Source organism: Acidithiobacillus concretivorus, assembly GCF_018853445.1.
In the GTDB taxonomy this organism is placed as follows: Bacteria; Pseudomonadota; Gammaproteobacteria; order Acidithiobacillales; family Acidithiobacillaceae; genus Acidithiobacillus; species Acidithiobacillus concretivorus.
The window spans coordinates 1-2,464 of sequence record NZ_JABELD010000067.1 but is presented as its reverse complement, the minus strand read 5'-3'; the positions used below and the strand labels follow the sequence as shown (position 1 = coordinate 2,464).

Here is a 2,464-nt window from a genome sequence, read left to right as displayed (position 1 = left end):
CAGCAATTCTCAATATGAAGTTTGTCGGCCTCTCCGATCTCTCGGGACAAATTTTCGATTGGCTTTTAGGTGCTTTGCCGCAGCTTTTGCTGTGCGTTGGGCGTTAAAGGATAGAGGAAGATGCGCTTTGGATGGGCATCATGAAGAGCGTGTTGACGATCTTGCCGACCGCGTCCGGTGGTGAGTCCGACATCAATCCAGTTTGCTGCCCGGTAACAATGACCGGTAAAGCGTACGGGATCGACCAGCGTTTCCACCAGATAAGGACGTAATCCGTAAACGGCCTCCCAATCACGGGTTACGGTGCGCAGGGCCAGAGCCAATACATGGCTGGCGAGATTCTTGACCTGTACCTGCGGTAGGATCAGAAATCGGGAGTTGCAAATAACCTGCTGCAGGCGTTTGGCCCGGGTCGCATCATCCCAGCCGATCCAGGCATCCCGGGCACGCATTCGCCAGGCCGGTGACGAAAACTGTAAGCATCCTAATACCCCAGGTGAATGCAGAGCGTCTGGATGGGGTGTTCCCTGAATCAAATAACGCAGATGCGCGCCAAAAGGGACTTTGTGGCCCAGATAATGATGCTGTGCGATCAGGTCTCGCCATAACTGGCGCTGTGCCGGTGTTTCCACACGTTGCAGTTGAATTGGCTGCAGTGCTGCGAGTGCGGTGGGCATCTCGGAGAGGGGTACTGGCATGGCAGAGGTGCTCGTCCTGCGACCCCGTGGTCGTCCAGCGCGTAGCGCAGGCAAGTGGATCCATCCTTCGTCCTGCATCTGTTCAAGCAGTATCCGGCACTCTGCCGCCTTCAGATTCCCGTTAGGGCGCTGCCAGCCGAGCAGTTCACAGATGGTTTGCGCTAAAACATGGCGACTCAGACGGCCATACTGACGCGTAAGACCTTGAATGAGTTGGCACTCTGCAGCGCTCAAGGCCTGACCGCAGAAATGGTAATCAGGGGCTTTCTTGGTCATGGGTCAACCACTGTCGCGGCGGCCCCGATTGAGCCCACTCAGCATGAATTCCAGGAGTGCCGCGAAACTCTCGAAGCCATGATACTGCGTTAGAACACGGACATGCTCAAAGAAGGCCTTTCGGGTGGGGAGTCGATCCCGCAACGTCCGATAGGTGAAGTCGGTCAGTTCTTGCACGGTATGCAGCAGAAAAGCCAACAGATTCAATGTCGCCAAGGTGGCGGAAAGATACTTTTGGCCATGCCCGAAATTGTGGGACAGGTGGTACCCCTTGGTTTTCAGCGTATTGTTATGGCCGTTTTCAATGCGCCACCGCGCACGTCCTGCTTTGACGATTTCAGCGACATTGCCGGGATGAAGAGTATGCGTGGTGGCAAAGGCGTTGTGATACACCGTCTTGCCTTCTGCGCTGGTGGATTTCAACTCGCACCAATTCACCATCAGTGCCTCCTTACCCGCCCGCAACGGCAGCGATTCGGCGAAGCGGTAGGTGTCCGTGAAGGTCTTCTTGCCTTCGCGTCGAGTCCTGCTGAAAGTGGATACGGTTCCCGTATTTTCCCGGCGTTCGAGTTCCGCATAAAGCGCGGCATGCGATGCGGGTTTGCAGACCAGGATGAAGTCGAAGCCCGCGCTGAGCATCTCCTCGCACATGGGTTGGCGGCTATACAGATCATCGCCCAGCAGGGTTACCTGCAAATTTCGATAGCGCTCGGCATAGGCGGTAATCCAGCGATGCGCTGCGGCCGATTCGCAATCCTGCTTGGCATGGCCGTCTTGGGGGGTCACGAATTCCGGTTCCAGGGGGATAACGTGGTTATGCGCGGTGGAAACGACGACCGGCGTGACGACAGTATGGGTATAGCTCGTTCCACCTTTTTTATGCGCTGTGACCGTACATTGCGGACAATGAATGGCATGGGATTGGTGATAACTCGTTCCGTCCAGCGCGATCAACAGCTGTCCATCCACCGTCCGGAAGGTGTCCAGCTGACCGGTATCATTCAGGGCATGGAAAGTCCGCTCAAAGGCTGGATAAAGATGCTGGGGGGCGACCGGATCCAACAGGTTGCGAATATGGTTGTCGCTGGGAATGTCGCGCATACCAAACAAGGTTTGCGCATTGCTCATGCCCCGGGTTTCGCTCATGGCGATTTGATGGGTCAGGAAAGAAGGGCATTGGGTATAAAACACCGAGAATGCGCCTAGCAAGGCATCTTCCAGGCGATAAGTGCAATTTTTACCGGTCCGGTTGTCCGGGAAGTCACGCGCCAACGCTCTGAGTAGGGCGATTTGCTCTGGCATACGAAGGGCTTGCTGAGGAGAAACAACGGGACAGGCCATACGTTCTCACTGGAATGACATTGACCCAGCCTCTTATACGTTGAATGGATGGATTTGTCCAGCGCTCACCGTACATCCAAAAAAGCCGAGTCATTCATATGGTGGTGCCACCCCATAAAAAGGGCTCTTGGCCATATTGAGAATTGCTG

Annotated in this window: 2 protein-coding genes; both read right to left on the bottom strand. The window is 55.3% G+C overall.

Annotation, left to right across the window (positions count from 1 at the left end; genetic code table 11):
• Positions 1–65: 65 nt before the first annotated feature.
• A complete protein-coding gene (locus HJG40_RS09345) occupies positions 66–974 on the bottom strand; it encodes a DUF4338 domain-containing protein (RefSeq protein WP_215863937.1) in 909 nt (302 codons plus the stop codon).
• A 3-nt stretch (positions 975–977) separates the two neighbouring features.
• A complete protein-coding gene (locus HJG40_RS09340; protein WP_215863936.1) occupies positions 978–2,315 on the bottom strand; it encodes an ISNCY family transposase in 1,338 nt (445 codons plus the stop codon).
• Positions 2,316–2,464 lie beyond the last annotated feature (149 nt).

Excerpts from the sequence above, each read along its gene's own strand:
- HJG40_RS09340 (WP_215863936.1), bottom strand. The coding sequence starts at position 2,315 with ATGGCCTGTCCCGTTGTTTCTCCTCAGCAAGCCCTTCGTATGCCAGAG.
- HJG40_RS09345 (WP_215863937.1), bottom strand. The coding sequence starts at position 974 with ATGACCAAGAAAGCCCCTGATTACCATTTCTGCGGTCAGGCCTTGAGC.